This window comes from Bacillus haimaensis (genome assembly GCF_048270625.1).
GTDB classification, from domain to species: Bacteria; Bacillota; Bacilli; order Bacillales; family Bacillaceae_I; genus Sutcliffiella_A; species Sutcliffiella_A haimaensis.
Map to the genome: position 1 here is coordinate 3,374,590 of NZ_CP158164.1, position 18,709 is coordinate 3,393,298.

20 protein-coding genes and 2 riboswitches are annotated in these 18,709 nt (G+C 44.8%); of the genes, 4 read left to right on the top strand and 16 right to left on the bottom strand.

All coding sequences use genetic code 11. The features are described 5' to 3' along the window. Positions 1-6: 6 nt before the first annotated feature. Positions 7-669 (top strand): DUF4352 domain-containing protein, encoded by a 663-nt coding sequence (locus ABN702_RS17160; protein ID WP_417897975.1) that lies wholly within the window; start codon positions 7-9, stop codon positions 667-669. Between the two features lie 148 nt (positions 670-817). On the opposite strand, the gene ABN702_RS17165 is transcribed toward ABN702_RS17160, so the two are convergent. Together ABN702_RS17165 and ABN702_RS17170 are read right to left on the bottom strand one after the other, a co-directional pair. Beyond that, positions 818-1,975, bottom strand: coding sequence for an ABC transporter permease (locus ABN702_RS17165; protein WP_417897976.1), 1,158 nt, complete (start codon positions 1,973-1,975; stop codon positions 818-820). Next, positions 1,965-2,717, bottom strand: coding sequence for an ATP-binding cassette domain-containing protein (locus ABN702_RS17170; protein ID WP_417897977.1), 753 nt, complete (start codon positions 2,715-2,717; stop codon positions 1,965-1,967). The genes ABN702_RS17165 and ABN702_RS17170 overlap by 11 nt, the downstream gene beginning before the upstream one ends. 167 nt (positions 2,718-2,884) lie before the next feature. On the opposite strand from ABN702_RS17170, the gene ABN702_RS17175 reads away from it, so the two are divergent. The 3 genes from ABN702_RS17175 to ABN702_RS17185 are packed head-to-tail and all read left to right on the top strand — an operon-like array spanning position 2,885 to position 5,679. Beyond that, positions 2,885-3,583 (top strand): LytR/AlgR family response regulator transcription factor, encoded by a 699-nt coding sequence (locus ABN702_RS17175; RefSeq protein WP_417897978.1) that lies wholly within the window; start codon positions 2,885-2,887, stop codon positions 3,581-3,583. 15 nt (positions 3,584-3,598) lie between these two features. After that, positions 3,599-4,579 (top strand): sensor histidine kinase, encoded by a 981-nt coding sequence (locus tag ABN702_RS17180; RefSeq protein WP_417897979.1) that lies wholly within the window; start codon positions 3,599-3,601, stop codon positions 4,577-4,579. A 23-nt stretch (positions 4,580-4,602) separates the two neighbouring features. After that, a complete protein-coding gene (locus tag ABN702_RS17185) occupies positions 4,603-5,679 on the top strand; it encodes a GIY-YIG nuclease family protein (protein ID WP_417897980.1) in 1,077 nt (358 codons plus the stop codon). 232 nt (positions 5,680-5,911) lie between these two features. Here ABN702_RS17185 and ABN702_RS17190 read toward each other — a convergent pair whose 3' ends face one another. The 14 genes from ABN702_RS17190 to ABN702_RS17255 form a co-directional block, all read right to left on the bottom strand. Continuing rightward, entirely contained in the window at positions 5,912-6,517 is a 606-nt protein-coding gene (locus tag ABN702_RS17190) for an SAM-dependent methyltransferase (RefSeq protein WP_417897981.1), read from the bottom strand. Positions 6,518-6,622: 105 nt separating this feature from the next. Continuing rightward, positions 6,623-7,051 carry a bifunctional adenosylcobinamide kinase/adenosylcobinamide-phosphate guanylyltransferase gene (locus ABN702_RS17195; protein WP_417897982.1) on the bottom strand — a complete coding sequence of 143 codons (429 nt, stop codon included), beginning with the start codon at positions 7,049-7,051 and terminating at the stop codon, positions 6,623-6,625. Then, on the bottom strand, positions 7,006-7,632 hold the full coding sequence (locus ABN702_RS17200; protein ID WP_417897983.1) for a histidine phosphatase family protein: 627 nt from the start codon (positions 7,630-7,632) through the stop codon (positions 7,006-7,008). The genes ABN702_RS17195 and ABN702_RS17200 overlap by 46 nt, the downstream gene beginning before the upstream one ends. Next, complete coding sequence (gene cobS / locus ABN702_RS17205; protein ID WP_417897984.1) at positions 7,584-8,345, bottom strand: adenosylcobinamide-GDP ribazoletransferase; 762 nt, start codon at positions 8,343-8,345, stop codon at positions 7,584-7,586. Before cobS ends, ABN702_RS17200 begins: the two co-directional genes overlap by 49 nt. Further along, on the bottom strand, positions 8,335-8,880 hold the full coding sequence (locus ABN702_RS17210) for a bifunctional adenosylcobinamide kinase/adenosylcobinamide-phosphate guanylyltransferase (protein WP_417897985.1): 546 nt from the start codon (positions 8,878-8,880) through the stop codon (positions 8,335-8,337). Before ABN702_RS17210 ends, cobS begins: the two co-directional genes overlap by 11 nt. Continuing rightward, positions 8,877-9,956 carry a threonine-phosphate decarboxylase CobD gene (gene cobD / locus ABN702_RS17215; protein WP_417897986.1) on the bottom strand — a complete coding sequence of 360 codons (1,080 nt, stop codon included), beginning with the start codon at positions 9,954-9,956 and terminating at the stop codon, positions 8,877-8,879. The genes ABN702_RS17210 and cobD overlap by 4 nt, the downstream gene beginning before the upstream one ends. Before the next feature lie 16 nt (positions 9,957-9,972). Beyond that, positions 9,973-10,941 (bottom strand): adenosylcobinamide-phosphate synthase CbiB, encoded by a 969-nt coding sequence (gene cbiB, locus ABN702_RS17220; protein ID WP_417897987.1) that lies wholly within the window; start codon positions 10,939-10,941, stop codon positions 9,973-9,975. Next, on the bottom strand, positions 10,938-12,407 hold the full coding sequence (locus tag ABN702_RS17225; RefSeq protein ID WP_417897988.1) for an adenosylcobinamide amidohydrolase: 1,470 nt from the start codon (positions 12,405-12,407) through the stop codon (positions 10,938-10,940). The genes cbiB and ABN702_RS17225 overlap by 4 nt, the downstream gene beginning before the upstream one ends. Beyond that, positions 12,400-13,473 (bottom strand): FecCD family ABC transporter permease, encoded by a 1,074-nt coding sequence (locus ABN702_RS17230; RefSeq protein WP_417897989.1) that lies wholly within the window; start codon positions 13,471-13,473, stop codon positions 12,400-12,402. The genes ABN702_RS17225 and ABN702_RS17230 overlap by 8 nt, the downstream gene beginning before the upstream one ends. Further along, on the bottom strand, positions 13,439-14,431 hold the full coding sequence (locus ABN702_RS17235) for an ABC transporter substrate-binding protein (RefSeq protein ID WP_417897990.1): 993 nt from the start codon (positions 14,429-14,431) through the stop codon (positions 13,439-13,441). The genes ABN702_RS17230 and ABN702_RS17235 overlap by 35 nt, the downstream gene beginning before the upstream one ends. Positions 14,432-14,593: 162 nt before the next feature. Then, positions 14,594-14,800, bottom strand: a riboswitch (cobalamin riboswitch). Between the two features lie 63 nt (positions 14,801-14,863). Continuing rightward, entirely contained in the window at positions 14,864-15,916 is a 1,053-nt protein-coding gene (cobT, locus tag ABN702_RS17240; RefSeq protein ID WP_417897991.1) for a nicotinate-nucleotide--dimethylbenzimidazole phosphoribosyltransferase, read from the bottom strand. Beyond that, the gene (locus ABN702_RS17245) at positions 15,900-17,423 is read right to left on the bottom strand and encodes a cobyric acid synthase (protein WP_417897992.1); all 1,524 of its coding nucleotides are present in this window, start codon (positions 17,421-17,423) and stop codon (positions 15,900-15,902) included. Before ABN702_RS17245 ends, cobT begins: the two co-directional genes overlap by 17 nt. Before the next feature lie 71 nt (positions 17,424-17,494). Beyond that, the gene (locus ABN702_RS17250; protein ID WP_417897993.1) at positions 17,495-18,040 is read right to left on the bottom strand and encodes a cob(I)yrinic acid a,c-diamide adenosyltransferase; all 546 of its coding nucleotides are present in this window, start codon (positions 18,038-18,040) and stop codon (positions 17,495-17,497) included. A 170-nt stretch (positions 18,041-18,210) separates the two neighbouring features. Beyond that, a riboswitch (cobalamin riboswitch) is annotated at positions 18,211-18,398 on the bottom strand. Between the two features lie 102 nt (positions 18,399-18,500). Beyond that, positions 18,501-18,635, bottom strand: a complete 135-nt coding sequence (locus ABN702_RS17255) for a hypothetical protein (RefSeq protein ID WP_417897994.1) — start codon at positions 18,633-18,635, stop codon at positions 18,501-18,503. Between the last annotated feature and the right edge of the window lie 74 nt (positions 18,636-18,709).

Genomic DNA, 18,709 nt, shown 5'->3' on the forward strand with positions numbered 1-18,709 from the left:
GCTAAAATGCGTTTGAAACCATGGATTGCACTTACCTTAACTGCCGCTCTTCTGGCGGGATGCACGGCCAATAGCTCAACCAAAAACGCTTCCGAGGTTCACGCGGTAACGCAAGCTAATGAAAAAAGCACCGAGATCCTTTCATTCAAAGACAGTCCACAAGCACCGGATGATAGAGAACTAACAATCAAGGATTCACAATTTCAAGACGAGGATGGCTCTATCACCCTTAAACAATTCGCACAGGTACATGAAAAGAAACAGACGGGAGATATATCGATGACCATTGCGGATGTAAAAGTCATGCAATACAAGCCATCCCCGGACCTCATCGACTTCTTTCACGGCTTCACCCACGAAGAAACGGAGTTCCCCTATGTCAGGGTCAATGTGGTTGTGAAAAATAACGGCGACAAGCCCGTGCATATTGCACCCGTTTCGGAAATCACCACCAACCAAGGGGAAACCGTTACCTGGGAGGATGATTTTTATCTGGAGAAACTAAACGGTGAACTCAAACCCGGAGAGGAAAAAGTCGGTAGCCTAGGGTTTATCCTCGATGAAACCAAACCGGAAGCGCTAGAAAGTCTTACTATCTCATCAAGTGAGGTGTTGGATGGTAAGAAGGATAAGGTAGCGGATGGTGTTGAGTTTGAAGTGCGATTTTAACTTTAAGATAGGTAAAGCGAATGGGTTTTGTACCGTCTCCTCTGTCGTTTTGCATGGGTGACGGTACGAATCCTTCTTTTTTTACCGTCTCTCCGAAAAGGGGCCTGACCCCCTCGCTTTAAAGCGATGGGGGTCAGGCCCCTACCAATTAATTCATCACCCATTTATCCTTCATAAACATCACTCTTGCGATTATAAAAGCAACCACGATACATACCAGATTGCTTCCTATCATGAGACCTAGGTGCTCGTAGTTGATGATCCCGAAGCTTAGTTCCTTAAGAATCGTGAATACGTTCATGATCGGGATGGCAAAGTGGTGGAATTGGAGCTCATTGATTCCGATTCCGGAAATCATCATGATCGGGAACATCCCTACCATCATGATTGGTGTACTGTAGCTTTGCGATTCTTTTACCGTTTTACCCATGATGCTTGTTACCATGAGAAGAGTTGCCACAAACATGGCGTAGATGATGGAAACAAGTATCGAAAAGGCGACTATAGCGTACACATTATCCCCTAATGAAACGGCACTCCTAAGATTTTCTGTCAGGTAGTTGATTTCCAATGCAACCACAATCAGTGTGATGATTCCAGTCAGCGATCCCAACGAGACAATCGTGAGCCACTTTGCTACAAGCAAGGTCATGCGGTTTACCGGTGTCATCAGTAAAGCTTCCATCGTTTTCTTTTCCTTTTCCCCAGCGAACAGGTCTGATGCTGCCGGCCCTGCTCCGATTCCGATCGCTAACCCCAAAATCAATGGAATTAACAACGCGACAAGGTTAATGCTAGGATTGTCTTCGGTGATTTCCTTTTGCTCCAACATAAATGGCTGAACCAATTCCTGTGCAGTTCCTTGCGCCTCTAGACGCTCTGCAATCACTGATTTTTCAAAGACTGCCAGTGCACTTGTTACCATATTCATTAGATTGGAGGACTTTTGGCTAAAGGAGTTGCCTAGGACGGTAACTGTTGCAGCCTCTCCCGCTTCCACGCTTTCCAAAAAACCATCGTTTAAAATAAGTGCTGCCTGCGCTCCCCCCTCTTCAACCACTGCTTCCGGATCATCCGACTCGACAAATTCAATATTTTCATAGGCAGCAAAAATACTCTCTTCTTCTGCGGAGAAATTTGTATCCACTGCTAGCTGATAAATTTCGTCCTTCCCATCCGACACCATGCTTTCATAGAATAGAACCAGGCCAGTCATCATCACAATCGGCAATAACACTGTCAAGAGCAGGGTCCGCCTGTCGCGGAAGGAGTCTTTCATTTCTTTCAGATAGATTTTACGAAGCATAATAATCGTTCCCCCTTACCAGTTTGCTCATAAAGATATAGTTAAGATCGCGGCTGCCCTCTGATTTATAGAGCTGCTCGAGATTTCCGTGATGAACAAGCTCGCCCTTGTGCATCATCGCAACGGTGTCACACAGCATCGACACTTCCTCCATGATATGGCTTGAGAAAATGATCGTCTTCCCTTCGCGCTTGAGCTGATGGACAAGCTGACGGAATACGTTTGAAGATGTAATATCAAGTCCTGTTGTCGGCTCATCGAACAGGATGATCTCCGGGTTATGGATGAGTGTTCTTGCGATTGCCACTTTCTGGCGCATCCCTTTGGAGAAGCCGCCCACTTTGCGATTCAGATAATCCTTCATGCCGAACATTTTTGCCAAATCGTCTATCCGCACCTTCGTTTCGTGCTTGCTCAGTCCGTATAATGCCGCGAAATACTCGAGGTTTTCACGGGCGGTCAGGCGGTCATACAGCCCGGTTTCCCCGCCGAAAAGTACACCGATTTTCCTCTTGATCGCGTCCGGATTTTTCACGGTGTCATATCCACCGACACTTACGCTTCCTTCAGTCGGAGTCAATAATGTGGCAATCGTTCTTAGTAGAGTCGTTTTTCCAGCTCCGTTTTCACCAAGCAGTCCGACGATCTGGCCTTTTTTCACAGAAAAGCTAACATGCTTCAACGCCGTTACAAACACTTTTTTATCCTGAAATTTTTTCGTCACTTCATTTATTTCAATCATGCTCTCAGCCCCTCATTTATTTCTTGTCTTCATCTTAAAATAAATGAATCTCGGAATCTCTAGTTATGTCGTGAATATTCCGTTTAATGTCGCGAAAATGTCCATTCCTCCCTTTTACATGGTAATATAAAGATAAAAATGGAAAACAACAGGAGAGGGAAATTGCAATGAGGGTTGGGCTTGTCGATGACAGATACATAGATTTGGATAAACTGAATGGAATTGTGGCGGGGATCCCAGAGATTGAGATCATCTTTTCCACACAGTCCGCAGAAGAAGCCTATGAGCACATTAAAAAGGAATCGGTCGACCTGTTGATTGCCGACATTGAGATGCCGAACCTTTCGGGGTATGAGCTGGCGGACATCATCCATTCCCATGCCCTGAACATTTCCGTCATTTTCGTGACAGGAAGCAGCGGCTACGCTGTCCATGCCTTTGAACTGAACGTGCATGACTACATCATGAAGCCCTACCCTAAGGACCGCCTGATCAAGTCCATCGAACGGCTTCTCGAAAAGTCCAAATCCGCGGAAATTGCCGGAAGACTCTATCTTAAGCAAAAGAACGACATACATATTATCCAAAAGAAGGACATCGTGTTTATCGAGCGTTCCGGACGCTCTACGACCATCTACACGAAAACAGGTCCGGTCAAAACCTACCAGACCTTGAACGAACTCGAAGGCGAGCTGAGAGAGCGCGATTTCCTCCGCTCCCACCGCTCCTTCATCATCAACATCCACCATGTTAAAAACTTTTCCCTCTATGCGAAGAATTCCTATATCGTGAGCTTTGAGGGGATGGAAGAGCAGGCGATGATCACGAAGGATAAGGTCGAGTTTCTGCAGCAGCATTATTTTTGATTGGGAGGGATCATCGTGAAAACTTCACTTCTATATTGGGTCCTCCTTGCAGCGGTCGGAACCTTTCACCTGGAATTTCTTTTGAACAACCTGACATGGAATGTGCCTATCTATCTTGTGAGTTTACCTGTCATCGGGGTGGTGTATTATTTATATAAAGGAACCCTCCTAGAAATCTCGAGTATCGGAACTCGCTGGAACTTGATTCTGCTTACCATGCAGCTCTTGCTGGTGAGCCTTTATTTTACGGTTGAGCTTTCCTGGGCCACTTTTGTCCCCTTTTTCATTTTTGTTAGTTTGGAGGCAATCCGCCTGAATGGGTCCCGGAAGATTTCTGACTTGACCCGCAGCTTGCTTGAATATGAAGAACAGCAGGAGCAAATCAACGAAACCTTCCTAATTGTCCGCGGAGAGCGCCACGAGTTCCTGAAGCACGTTTCCGCAGTTCATTTTATGCTCGAAAATGGCAAGGATAAAGAGGCCAAGCGCTATTTGGATGATCTCGTGGATGGCTACGAAGAGACCAACCTTTCGATAAAAGGGGAGCGTGGTGTGGTGGCAGGCGTCCTGCACCAGATGTATCGCAGAGCCCAACGCAGCGGTATTTCCGTCGTCTACGACCTGGATCTTCCGCTCTCGACTCTGCCCGTTACCGATTCCAACATGGTCAGCCTTATCGGCAATCTGCTTTCCAACAGTATCGATGCCTGCTGTGAATGGCAAAAGCATTACAAGAAGCAGGCCGTATTGACCCTGCAATTTTACAAAAGAAGCGGACTGTATCTGCTCGTCTGCAAAAATAACAGTCTACCCATTCCGACACCAGTGCTCGATGAACTCTATCACTCCTATGGCCATACGACGAAAGGCCAGGGACACGAAGGGCTTGGCACTAAAATGGTAAAGGATATAGTCGAGGGCCATCAGGGCTTCCTCGACTTCGTTTATCGGGACGAAGAATTCACTGTAAAAATAAAGATACCTGCGATACGTTAAAAAATTTTTAGGAGGGACTAAACATGAACCTACAACAGAAAATAAAGACCCTCCCGTCCACCCCTGGCGTCTATCTGATGAAGGATTCGTACGGTACCATCCTCTATGTCGGAAAATCGAAAGAGCTGAAAAAGCGGGTTCAATCCTATTTTCGCGCTTCCACCGTCCATTCCCCAAAAATCAAGCGGCTTGTGACCCACGTCAGCGACCTCGACCATATCGAGACGGACACGGAGTTCGAGGCGTTTTTACTGGAGTGGGAGCTGATCCAGGAATACAAACCGCATTATAATCGGAAAATGAAAAGCCCCCAAGGCTTCATCTACCTCGCGATCCCGAAGAAGAATAGGGAGTTCCGCAGCCTGAAAATAACAACCCAACCGATGAGCAGCGACCGTTTCCACTGCTTCGGCCCCTATACAAGCAGAAAGACCGTGGTCCGTGCCATTGAAGGCTTCAAGGACATCTTTCAATTCCAGTGCAGCCATCCAAACAATAAAAAGTCGCTTTGCCTGAACTATTCACTTGGATTTTGCAACGGGCTCTGTCTGGGCGGAGTTGCTTTAGAAGAATACGATTTGATGTTAGATATGCTGATTTCCCACCTTGAACATCAGGACACCCGGTTAATCGAGCATGTAAAAAACAGGATGGAATCAGCCGCTGAAAAGCTGGAGTTCGAACAGGCTGCAAGATACCGCAATTACCAGAACATCCTGAACTCCTTGTTCTATAAGGAGGAAGTGATTCATTTTACAGAAGCGAACCATAAGCTTGTGATTGTGGAAGAAATCGATGAGGAAACGGGAAAAGTATTTATCATAAAGAGGACTTATGTGGTCTATGCGGAGAAATTCGCTTTTGAGGATGGTCTGGAAAGTCTAAGAGGAAAAATCGTAGAGCATCTCTCCTCCTCTTCTACGAATGCACCATTTCAAGCAGTTACTAAGTTCGAAATAGATAAGGCGCAGATCATTTATAGCTATCTTAATAGTGGGAATTGCCGGTTTGTCATTTTGGAGGATGCATGGTTAGAGGAGGAAAACGAACGGATACTTTTGGAACAGCTTAATGAATTAAAATCGCAAAAGAATGCCTGAATGAGCATTCGTAATAAACTGGACGAGCACACTCATTCCCTCACACGCCTAGAAAAAAATTGGATGCCCAAACTGATATAGTAAACTCATTCAAAATCGATATTGATTATCTAGTGCAATAACAAGCAAAACAAGACATGGAACTGAACAGAATTAACAAGCTGATTAAGATATAGTCAGGAAAATAAAAAGGTTGAGAAACTGAATGCCCAATCAGTTTCTCAACCTTTTTTTAATAAGCCAACCCATAAATCAAAAACCGCTCATTTTCATTCTGTTCATACCCCTTCAACCGAACCTCCCGTTTCCATTCGAACGAAGGATGATTCTCCAGAAAATACACGTAATCCTCAGATGGATAATAGAAAATAAGTTCAATGTCGTGGTAGTGCTGCTCCACGGATGCCAGGATATGATCCGCAACCTTCATGAAGATCTGCACAGTAAAAGGGTTAAAGAAATAGAAGCGGTTATCGGAAGGATGAACCTCGTATTCTTCTGCCAGACAACATAGGAACTTTATATCTCCATCCCCGATTCTGTGCTTCGTCAAGTAACGCTCGCGATTTTCCAGTGCTTCCCTATAAAAGTCTTCGTTCATTTCAATCCCAGTGACACTTGCGCCAAAACGATAATGAAGATAGAAATTCAACCGTCCTTTGCCACAGCCATAATCCACTACACGGTCCCCGCTATTCAGTTGACATTGTTCAAACAGCTCGTCCAGGGCCTCATAAGGTGTAGGCTCATAACGGTGATAATGGTAGGATTTAAGAAAGCCCTTTTGTTCTTCTGAAGTATGGATGTGAAGTAGTTTATCGTAGTCTTTTTTGATCATGATGTCCTCCTGGAGGGGTACTACATTTCATTATACTAGACTAACTTCCCCTTCCCCCTCCATTATAACCCATGGAAAAATTCAGTAAAAAGAGAAACATCATTCCTACTTCAGCCTTTTAGCCATCCCATGCCATACATATTGCACCTCTTCTGCCATTTTTGCCGCGTCCTGTAAAATCCAGCCCGCCAGATCCCTGAAGCGTCTTTCGTCTTCTTCAATGGGGACAATACCTCTCCCCACCTCCAGCATTATCAACACAATACAGTCATTCCTTAGGCGTTCTTCTTCCAGGAAGCACTGAAATAACCTGCTGAATTCTACCCGTATGACAGCATCCTCTACTTCTTTTTTCAGCTGCTGTTTTACCCATCTCTCCCAGCCTTCCAAAACTAGAGTAGTTCCACTTTGCCATTTTAGATCCCAGTTTGATAACAGGTCGTTGTGGTAGGAAGAAACCCAACTGAATTCTTTATGCTTTTTCCTCACTATATCCCTTTTTCCGGCAAAAGCACCTCCGATAACGAGTTGCATGTCCACTCCCCCTCTTCTCGTGTCAAAGAAATCCGCACACCCTGCCCATGCTGGATGGCCCCCTCCCAGAAGGTGTCGGTCGCTTTAAATCTAGCAAGTAGAAACCGAATTACTCCACCATGTGTCACCAAGAGGATGCGAGCTGATGGTTTTTCTGTTATATGTAGAAACCGTTCATGAATAAAGTCGTCCAATCTTGCTGTGAATCCCCTTCCAGATTCACCATTAGGCGGAGATTCATTTTCCCAATCTGCTAGCCATTTTCTGTAATGATCGTTATCCTTTAGTTCCTCATAGGTTTTACCTTCCCACTCACCGAAATTCAGTTCCCTCAATCTCCTATCCGTACATGCCATCGCACCATAACCCAAATAGGATACAGTTTCCTGGCAACGCATCAGGTCACTTGTATATACATAATCAAATGAGTGGTTCATCAGTTCCTTCCTCAACGCATACAACCTAAAGAGTTCATGTATCAATACTCCCCTATCCGTATGCCCTAAGTATCTTTTATCCCTATTCCAATCCGTTATCCCATGGCGAACAAGAAATAGATCCACGTTACCGCAAGTCCCCATAACTCTCCTCCTTCAATGGCGGTTCCAAGCAAATCTCCATTGATCCCTTTAAATGCTTTTTTTACCCACCATCCAAACACCAAAATAAATAAAAGATAGCTCGGCAGTAAAAAGAGAAACTCATGCAGAAAAAGAAAAGCTGCCGCAACAGGAAGGGAGGCCAAAACCACATCCCACCCATTCAGATTCCGCCTCCATTCCCATGCTAGGCCGCTTTTCTTTGCAGGAGGCAGTATGTACATAAACACTACTGCACCAAACCGGGATAAAGCCAGAATCAGCAGAAATGAATAGATTAACTGTAGCGAATCCTCCAAAATCATGTAAATAAACATGACCTTCCACGCCATTAAAAAGAGGAGCGTTATTATTCCGAAGCTGCCTACATGCGGATCCTTCATGATTTCCCATTTCTTTTCGATTGGAGCATTCGAGCCAATCGCATCTGCCACGTCCATCCACCCGTCCAAATGCAGGCCTCCTGTTAGCCAAACCCAAAGTGTGAGGGCCAGTAGGGATAAAAAGAATAGTGGCAAATGACCTTCCAAACTATTAAATACAAGAACGATCACGGTCCCTAAAACCGTTCCGACTAGCGGGTAGGCCCTGATTGCCCATCTGCTCGTTTGTTTGGTCCATGGACAAGAAACAGGGACAGGTAGACGCGTCAAAAATTGAAATGCCAATAATAAACCATATAGGCTATTCTTCATTCTTCTCCCCCTTCCAGTAGGTCGGAATTCCAGCTATAGTCTGGATTGCATATTGTGCTTCTTGAACAACCAGTTGATGGAGCCGTTCCAGGTTATACATATATTCGTTTACTAGTTCAAAACGGGAAGGGCACCCTTCATTCAAATCATTGGACACGATGATGAGCTGAAGCTGTTTTTCTTTAGCGATACTGCACCATTTTGAAACCTCATCGACTAGTTCGGAATAAGAATATGTTCTATCAAACATCATGTTGCTTAACCAAATCGTCAGACAATCGATTAAAATCACATCTCCAGGTTGGAAGTTTTCAAGAATTCGAGATAGTTCATAAGATTCTTCCTCTACCTGCCATTCATTCGCTCTTTCCTGCCGGTGAATCTTAATACGCCGCTCCATTTCTTTATCGCTTCGTTTAGCGGTAGCAATATAGATTAACCGTGCATTTTTTGCATTCGAATAAATAGAGCGGGCCATCTTCTCTGCATACGTGCTTTTCCCTGACCGTGCCCCTCCGGAAATAAAAATAATCATGTAACTATCCTCCACTTTTGAAGAGCTGAAACTAAGTAGCCGTTTTCCTCTTCAGACCGTATGGCAAGCCGTAGAAAATTCCCGTCTAGCCCTTTAAAGTTATGGGTATGTCTCGCCAGCACACCATGGTGAAATAAATATCGGAATAATTCGTCTGTCTGTTGGGGATGTTGACTATCTTGCAATAGATAAAAGTTTGCTCGAGATGGGGAAACATAGAACCCCATAGAGGCAATGGAGGACCTTACTTTTTGCGATTGCTCCTGCAGCCATAATTTCGTCCGGTCTACAAATCTTTTATCTTCCAGCAGCTTTGGCACAATAGCGTCCGCATATGCATTGATGCTCCATGGAATCTGCTCCGCTTTCAATATATTTATCAATCTATTGTTTCCCATCATGTATCCCAGGCGAATCCCGGGGATGGTATACATTTTTGTTAGAGAGCGCAAAAGTAGTAAATTCGGATACGAAGCGACCAATGCAGACAGCGAAAGGTCCGGAACAAAGTCCACGAACGCCTCGTCCACCACGACATATGTATTCGTCTTTAATCCTTCGTCCAATAACGCTCGAATTTGTTTTTCCGGAACAACCGTACCTGTCGGGTTATTTGGTCGGCACAGGAACAGGACATCCTTTTCGTGGAGCTTTTCCATAACAAGATCAAAAGGTAAGGCAAATCCATCCTGAGGCAATAACCCTATATCCTCTGTTTCGATATGATAATGTTTGCACGCTCGCGCGTATTCCACGAACGTGGGCTGCAAAATCAAAGCCTTCTTTCCTTCAAAATATTTCGCTGCCAAAAAGATCGCTTCTGCTCCACCATTAGTCAAGAGTACCTCTCCCTCTCCCACCCTCTCATGATAAGCGAGGCTGGCGATGCTACGAGAATAGCTTGGATCGGGATAACGAGTAAGGCTCTCATACTGGCCATTCAACTCCTTTTTCAGCCATTCTGGTGGCCCTAAGGGATTTAAATTTGCGCTGAAATCAAGGATGGTTTTCTCCTTATCTAGTTGAAAAAGCTGTTTCATTGTTGCTGGTTGTCCGCCGTGCTCTGGCCATTTCATCGATGATCCCCCTCCATTACATGAACTGTCCAATATAAAGTGCTATTAATAGAAGCCCTAAAAACCCAAGCCAGCCTCCATGCATATAGCAGATGGCTTTATCAATATCTGAGATCAATAATTTTCTGGTGGAATTACCCATTGTCGCCCGTTTTGAAATCTTGCCTTTATAGTAATTGACTCCGCCCAATTGAACGCCCATCAATCCAGCTACCATTGCCTCAGACCAACCGCTGTTCGGACTCGGATGCTTTCTGGCATCTCTCCATGTAGTTTTCAGTGCTTCCATATGCCTTGAGCCCCGCAAAAAAAATGAAGAAAACCACATAGTCAAAGCAGTCAATCTGGCCGGAAGCCAATTGACGATATCATCCAATCTCGCAGATGCCCAGCCAAACTGGATGTACTGTTCATTTTTATAGCCAACCATGGAATCGAGCGTATTTATCGCCCGGTACGCCATCGCTAAAGGAGCACCGCCAATCAATGCCCAGAACAATGGCGCTGTTATCCCATCGACAGTATTCTCGGAAACAGTTTCTACCGCTCCCCTCACAATCTCGCTTTCCTCTAGATGCTCGGTATCCCTTCCGACTATCATGCTGAGGCTTTTCCTCGCCGCCACTAAATCCCCATTAACCAGGGGCTTCTCTACACTTTTCCCGGCAGAAGCAAGCCCCTTTATCGCGATTGTGGTGGATATCAAGCAAATCTCCATCACTATACCAACTGCATAATAAATGTGATAAGCGATACTGACGAAGAAAAATGTCACAACATAAACGGTCAAAACGACGGTACCTGTAAGAAGCACGCCTTTTATCCTTCTATTTGTTCCACGGTTCCATTTTCTCTCCAAAAATGTAATGAGCCTTCCCATCTGAATGACAGGGTGCGGCAGCCATCTTGGGTCACCAATCCATAAGTCCAGTAAAATCGCTCCTATCAGTATCAAACACCCTATGTAGAACGGTGCTTCCATCATCCCTGGACCCTTTTCAAATACTTCCGGATCGCTTGCGCTGTAGCCTGATAGACAACATGGCCAATTCCCTTCCCGACAACCGTTCCCGACCCTGCATAAGGTGTCTGTACCCCTTGCTGCGTGACAGCTAGAACCATCGCATCGGTAGAAGTCCCGGTTGCAAGCGTTTTTGTTTCCGGATCCATAATTTCCAGATCCTGCAGCGCCTTCACTTTGGCTTCCGTTGCAGACATAAGTCCATTAACTAGTGCTCCGTCCGTAAAATGGGCATCGATAAATATCATCATATTGATGGTCCCGATCTGGAGCGGTAAATTGGCTGGATGCCCCTTCGAGATATCTACCGCATTTCCAACCCCGGCAGTAACGACTGCCAAAAATTCAATTCCCTCTATTTTCTCCATCACAATCGTGACATCCTCAAGCTGTACAGCCGTCATCAATCCTACAGCCTGTTCAGGGGGGATATGATATTTTCCCATCCAATCATATAGATCTTTTTTCGGATTGGAGCAATTATAGTTTTTTGAAACGTGAAAATTACAAAAATGCTTCAGCCATTGAATGCCATCCCCCACCACACCATTGGAGATACAACGCATTGGCTGATTGAATTGAACATGAATATAATCGGTCGTCTGTTCTATCTGGTAGGCTTCGCGAAGGCTATAAGATTGATTTGGCTGCTCAAAGCTTGGCGTCATAAGGAGCTGAGGCTTCGGTACGATTGGGTGTGATTGCGTTTGGATCTCTACTTCATAGACTTTTTTCAACTGATCTTCCTTGCGCAATGTGTCGGTGTCCCCCACTTCAAGAAACGAACCCTCATAAAGCAAGGCAAGTCGATCGGCATAGAGGGAAGCAACATTCAGATCATGCAGAATGGAAAATATGGTCAGTCCTTTGGATTGCTGCCATTCCTTTATCAGATCCAGCATTTGAAAGGTGTGCTTGATATCCAGATGGTTGGTGGGCTCATCCAATAAGAGAATTTCCGGCTCCTGAGCCAATGCTTTTGCCAATAGTACCCGCTGCTTTTCCCCTCCGCTAAGCTTGTGGAATTGCGTGTCGCGAAACTTGGTTATTCTGGTTTTTCTCATCACATATTCCATGACCTTCTTATCTTCTTTGGATAGGCTTTTAAAAATCCCTGTTTGATGTGGATAGCGGCCAAGGCTAATGATTTCCTCCACCGTATAATCAAAAGACACCTGGACCTCCTGGGTCAGTACGGCCACTTTTTTCGCTTTTTCCAGCTTAGAAAAGGAAGTAATTGGTTTTCCATCGATAAGAATTTCTCCTTGCTGAATGGGAAGTTGTCCTGTAATCAATTTAAACAAGGTCGTCTTCCCACTTCCGTTCGGTCCCAACAGCGCGAAAAACTCCCCTTTTTGAATATCCAAATCAAGTTCTTTAATTACAGGGCCAGCTGAATAACCACCTGTCAGCTTTCTGACCTTAATCAATTGCCTTCCCCCTTCCTATTCTTTCTCGAACCAGTAACACTGCAAAAACCGGTGCGCCAATCAATGCCGTAATGACCCCAATCGGCAATTCCTTTGGTGCGATAATGGTTCTTGCTCCCAGGTCTGCCAAAACGAGAAACCCTCCACCAACAAGCATGGATAAAGGCAGGACATGCCGGTGATTGGGACCTGTTATGAGCCTTATAAGATGAGGAATGACCAAACCGACAAAACCGATGGACCCAGAAACCGCGACTGCCGACCCTGTTAAAAGGGAAGCCCCCACTAAAATGAAAATCTTACCCCGTTTCACATCTACCCCGATATGATCGGCTGCCTCCTCTCCCAAAGCCATGGCATTCAATTCACGATAATGAATGAAGAGGAGCAATGTACCAAGTATCATAAAAGGAACGATTAGCTGTACATGACTCCAGCCTCTCATTCCGACACTTCCATAAAGCCAATAGATGATCTGTGTCATGGAATCCCGATCCCCTAAGGAGATGATCAAGGAGATGATAGAGCCGATAAAGGCACTGATGATGATTCCTGCCAAAATGATTGTTTCTATTGCCAACCCTCTGTTACTTAAGCGAACCAATCCAAAGACAAGCAATAGGGAAAGCAGTCCACTGATAATAGCGACAACCGGAAGGGTAAAGCTCCCTAAACCAATAATCGTAACCTGAAAGAACAGAACAGCAACCGCTCCGAGTGCCGCTCCCGATGAAACACCGATCGTATAGGGATCTGCCAACGGGTTGCGTAACAGCCCTTGAAACGCGGCACCCGCCAACGCCAATGAAGCTCCCACAAAAAGGGCAAGAAGGACCCTGGGAAAGCGGATATTCCAAATGATCATCTCTTCATTTTTCGGGACTTCCTCCAACCACCCCAGCCCAAAACCATTTTCCAGGACAATATGGAGGACGGTAGTGATGGGAATGGTTACACTGCTGCTTAATAGACCAAGGAGGGCTGTACCAAGTACAAACCCTCCACATCCTATATAGAGCCAAACGAGCTTATTAGTTAAATATTTCCGGATAAACGATTTTTGCAAGTGTTTCCACCCCTTCAATTAAACGAGGACCAGGTCTCGTTACCATATCGCTATCCACATCATGAACTTCTCCAGATTTTATAGCAGGAACCTCGGCCCAGCCATCACGTGTCATCACCGCTTCCCTTGGACTTTCCACATAGTATCCGTACGTGGTGACAATCACATCAGGATTTAAATGAACGATTTCTTCTTCGGTCATCTTGACCCATCCCTCTTGGTCGCCAGCTGCATTTTCAGCTTGGATGGATTCCAGCATTTCGTGCATAAACGTTCCTTGGCCGGTCGTGAAAATATCCGGAGCCGGTGATACCTCGACCCACACTTTCTTTTTATCCGTTACAGCTTGTGCCTTTTCCTTCACCGTTTCAAGACGTTCTTTCATATCGGAAACCAGCTCTTCGGCCTCCGCCTTCTTACCTGTTGCAGTACCGATCAAATCGATTGTTTCGTACACATCATCAAAAGAAGTCTCACTGCCAATAACAATGACCGTAATTCCCGCTTCTTCAAACTGGGACAATATTTCAGCATGCGTTTCCAAATGATAGTCCGTCACAAGGGCAATATCCGGTAGTAGTGTAAGGATACGCTCGACGTTCATATCCTGCGCCCCAACCTTTTCTACTTCCAGTGCTTCTTGTGGATAGTTGCAATAGTCGGAAACCCCCACCATTTTGTCGCCTAATCCTAATGCATAAGAGATTTCAGTACTGCTGGCCTGTAGGGAAATAATAGATTCCGGTTCCGCTTCGATGACAATTTCCTCGCCGGTTTCATCTTTGATGGTGACAGGAAATTGCTTCGCTTCTGTTCCTTGCTCTTCATTCGCAGCAGTTTCATTTACTTCGCCACTTGACTGCTTGTTCGTATCAGTACCATTCATTCCACATCCCGCTAAAATTGCCATTGCCATTATTAGCGTAATAATGCTCCACTTTTTCCATAATTGCTTCATGTTTTTTCTTCCCCTTTTTCTGCTTTTTTGTCAAATAAAAAAACGCTATCCAAAAGGAAAGCGTTGAACGTAAAAATGCACCTATATTCCCTGTCTATGAGACTGGCAAAATAGGAATGGTCTCTGAATAACCACGCACTTTAAACATCCCTTTCCTCGAAGGTGTTTAAAAACAACATAGGCAGGTCTCCTGACTTGCACTTCATCAGTTGGCTACTCCTTCCCATGCATCATCATGCAAAGTGGAGATACGTTAGCCTTCCTCAGCGCTTACAGTGGCGGGACCGTGTTGGACTTGCACCAACTTCCCTTTTCACCTTAAACTTCATTGTCATGAACATTTAAGGAACCTATTTGTCTTAATATTCGTTTTTTTATTCTAAAAGTCATTATAGTTTAACTTCATACGCTTGTAAATTTAATTTTTCCGCTTCAGGAGATGGTCGATTCCGATACTCCTGCAGAGGAAAAAGTGGCCATGTCCTTCAGGATCCTGACAGAAGCCTCGACGATAGGATAAGCGAGGGCAGCTCCCGATCCCTCCCCGAGCCTCAATTCCAAATCAAGCATGGGCCTCTTTTTCAGCAGCTCCAAGGCACGCCTATGCCCAATTTCCTTTGATTGATGACCGATTATCAAATATCCTTTGATAGGCTGGCACATTTCTACCGCTAATACCGCAGCCACTGTACTAATAAATCCATCTATTAAAATAGGAGTTCTCTTTTCGGCTGCAGCAAAAATTGCTCCTATCATTCCTGCTATTTCGAGTCCACCAAGCTTCGCCAATATATCCAATGGATCTCCTGGATCAGGATGACGATTTTCAATGGCCTGTTTGATCACCTGCTGCTTATGCTTGATCTGCTGCACTGATATTCCAGTACCTGTACCTACTATTCTTTCCAGGTTATTTTCCCCGAGAAGCACAGATAGGATAGCGCTGCTGCTTGTTGTATTGCCTATTCCCATTTCCCCGAGCAGTAGACACTTAGCTCCCCGTTGAATCATATCATTTGCGACGTCCATACCCACTTGGATGGCTTCCAGCGCTTCATCCGGACTCATGGCATCTTCCTTTAAAAAGTTCCCTGTACCATAACGGACTTTTCTTGAGATGAGCCCTTCCCTTACGATCTCACCTGCTACACCAATATCGACAATATCAAGCTTTGCTTCAATCTGTTTTGCCAGCACATTAATCGCAGCTCCGCCATTCAGGAAATTATGTACCATCTGGACAGTAACTTCTTGTGGATAAGCAGAAACTCCCTCTCCTGCCACCCCATGGTCCGCAGCAAATACGATCACACCAGGGGGAGAAACCGTCGGAAAACGGCTGGAAGTGATCTCCCCGAGCTGAATTGCCAATTCCTCCACCATTCCTAGGCTTCCAATCGGTTTTGTTAAGGTGTCTAAATAAGCACGCACTTCATTCCCTATACTTTTATCAACTGGTTGTATTTTCTCACATATCTTTAACATGGCAGGCACCTTTCTGAAATTCCTTCATTTTTTGATAGATTGCATCCAATTGAATGTGTTCCCTCACAACATCCGCCAACCGGTCAAAGGATTCTTCTCTTTTTTTGGCAAAGGAGACCCTGTCATGGATAGGATCCAATCCTTTTTTCCCTCTTAATTCATTCAGGAGGAACTCCCTGAACTCGTCGTTATGAAAAATCCCGTGAAAATAGGTCCCCATTATCAGCCGATTCTCACTCCATACTCCCTCTACCCTGTCGTCCAGTTCGATTAAATGATCGAACCCTGATTCAAAATGTGATTTTCCCATATGTATTTCATAGCCGGAAACAGGAATTGTATTATCTTGAATCGTGATGACCCCTTCGGAGCGGATGGTTGTTTTATTAGGTGTGATGGAGGTATTCATGGGAATCAGCCCTAATCCCGGAGCCTGCTTAATAGGAGATTCAACTCCCAACACATCCTCGATTTCTTTCCCCAGCATTTGAAAACCGCCACAAATGCCGACTATCATCGTCTTTTTTTCCGATAATGACAGAAGACGATTAGCCAATCCGCTGTTATGTAAAAATAGTGAGTCCTCCACCGTATTTTTACTTCCAGGTAATATGATTAAGTCCGGTGTCCCTACTTCTTCTGCCCGGCTAACAAATCGCACATGACAATCAGGCTCCTCAAAGAATGGATCGACATCTGTAAAATTTGAAATCAGCGGGTAGCGAATGACGGCAATATCCAAATCCTTGGACGTATCTGTTTTGGTTGAATAATTGCCTAACACTACCGAATCCTCTGCCTCTATTGTCAAATGATCAATAAAAGGGATGACCCCAAGGACAGATACACCTGTATACTCCTCAAACCATTTCAAACCTGGTTCCAACAGGGATACATCTCCACGAAATTTATTGATGACCACCCCGATTACTCTCTGTCTGTCTTCCGGTTCAAGTAGTTGCAGCGTTCCTACCAGACTGGCAAATACCCCGCCCTTCTCAATATCTCCAACCAAAATGACTGGCGCATCGGCCAGACGCGCCACACGCATGTTGACAAGCTCCCTATCATTCAAATTGATTTCAGCCGGACTTCCCGCTCCTTCTATCACTACACATTCATAGCCTTGCACCAATTTCTCATAGGAATCCTGAATCAGCTTTAATCCTTGTTGGAAAAAGTCCTGACGGTACTCACCTGCTTTCATATTTTGATAAGGGACACCATGCACTACGATTTGTGATTCATAGTTTCCGGTAGGCTTGATCAGTATCGGGTTCATATCGGTGGTGGCGACAATACCTGCCGCTTCCGCCTGAACACCTTGCGCTCGTCCTATCTCCTTGCCATCGAGGGTGATATAGGAATTCAGGGCCATGTTCTGCGATTTGAACGGAGCTGTTTTAAATCCATCCTGTGCAAATATCCTGCATAAGGCTGTGACAATCGCACTTTTCCCTGCATCGGAATGAGTGCCTTGAATCATGATGGGCATCGCTTTATCCACTTGCTTTCCACTCCAGACATTGGTTTATCCAATTTTACTTCTATCCATCATTCCGCTTCCTTCACTCAGAATTAAAACTCGATTCCTTTTACAGCCGGCACTCCATCGTTGTAATAATGCTTTTCCGGCTCAATGATGGATACTAGATCTGCCAATTCCTTTATTTCATCCTTTGCATCTCTGCCGGTGATGACCAGGTGCACGTGTGCCGGTTTATTTTTCATCACATCCATGACCTCTGCTAAAGGAAGAACATCCTCTATCGGAAAACGGTCGATTGCCAATGCATTGTTCAATTCATCTAAAACCACTACATCGAATTCCCCACTCAGCACAGCTTCCTTCGCCTTGGGCCAACCACTTCTCAACGCCTCTCGATGGTCCTCCGGTGTTTTCGTCCAAGTAAAACCAGCCCCAAGCTGTACCATCTCAACTCCGAGTTTCTCTAAAGCTATTTGTTCCCCATAGGAACGCTCCGGTGACTTGATAAATTGAAAAATTCTCACTTTCATCCCTCTCCCTGTTGCCCGAAGAGTCAGTCCCAACGCCGATGTCGTTTTCCCTTTCCCATCACCTGTATAAATAAGTGTCAACCCTCTTTGCTTTTCTTTGCCCATATGAACCTCCTGTAAAAAAGTAATGTAACAGTTTAAGAGAATAAAAAAACGCCTCTCCTATATTAGGAAAGACGTTAAAGCGCATTATGAATCGCATATCCACTTTTCACAAAATAAATCTATGAAAGCAGCGAAATAGTAATGTCACTTTAAGCATTCCTTCCTCGTAGAATCCTTAAAAACAAATAGGCAGGTTTCCTGACTTACGTCTCATCACAGCGTTAATCCTTCCCATGCAAGAAAAGCACAGTGGATAAAAGCTAACACGGTTCAACGTTTACAGTGGCGGGGTCCGTGCTGGTCTTGCACCAGCTTCCCTTTTAACCTCCGAAAAGGCACCTAAATGTTACTATGTAATTGGGTAATTTATTTCTTCACCATATAGTGTATCGTATTGCACTTTGAATGTCTTGAAGATTTTTTGTATCGTATTGCACTTTGAATGTCTTGAAGATTTTTATCATGCATGTTGTTTCGCAGCGGCAACATGGTGCTTCAACGCATGGCGCTCAATTTTAGCCAGTTCCTCTAACAAATCATTGATTGCTATTAATTTATAAAAAATAACGGTGTAGGACGCTAATTCTCTATGCATGACGGATTCTCTTATAAAAATAAACAATGCAACAACCTTATTTGTTATAATTTTGGTATACATTGGAATTAACG